The organism is Alicyclobacillus fructus, from assembly GCF_017329605.1.
Classification (GTDB): domain Bacteria; phylum Bacillota; class Bacilli; order Alicyclobacillales; family Alicyclobacillaceae; genus Alicyclobacillus; species Alicyclobacillus fructus.
In genome coordinates this window covers 1-658 of the sequence record NZ_JAFMTY010000076.1, presented here as the reverse complement: position 1 = coordinate 658, position 658 = coordinate 1, and the positions used below count along the sequence as shown (strand labels likewise).

Below are 658 nucleotides of genomic sequence, written 5' to 3'. Positions count from 1 at the left end.
CAGGCGCTATGCAGTTGCTCTCAATAACTGGTTGTTTTCTGGGTCAAACCATGTCAATTCCAATCGTTTGGGCCAAAACTTGTCGATGAGGCTTGCGCAATGCCGTGCCGCTGCGTCAAGATCGATCACGATCAAGTCTGGCTCGTTTGTTCGAGCGGCTTGACGGGCATGACAGCGGACGCACAGCAGATTGCGGATCACTTGGCCGTGGGTGCAATCTTCCTCGTCCGCTGTTTTTCGTTGTTCCCAGACGAGGTATCGAACGAGCGTTTCGGCCGTGAATAGCAGCGTCATGTGAGCGTGTATGTGGTTTTGGTTGGGCGAATGGCAATTGAGCATCCCGAGTTCTTGCTTTGCCGTACGGAACAAGACTTCAATTCGCCAACGCTTCAGCCACGCACCCATCACCTCAGATGGCGCATCGTGACGGTTGCTTATGAGCAGGTAGGCCCCCTTGTACTCTGCAGCCGGCTCTTCGGTCTCCACGGGTTCATTGGAGTCCACGAGTTCTGTTGGTTGCGTGGTGGCCTTGTTGTCTTCGGGCTTTATTCGTTTACCGACGACTGCGGCGACCGGTGTGTATTTCATTTTCGTACATGGCTCGCCCCGTCGATTCACTGAGGTCTTTGGCATCTTCACGTAGATGTTTTCACAGGCG

1 protein-coding gene is annotated in these 658 nt (G+C 54.0%); it reads right to left on the bottom strand.

Annotation, left to right across the window (positions count from 1 at the left end):
- Positions 1 to 6 precede the first annotated feature (6 nt).
- The coding region (locus tag J3481_RS14380) for a transposase (RefSeq protein ID WP_206882522.1) at positions 7 to 658 on the bottom strand (652 nt) is incomplete at its 5' end.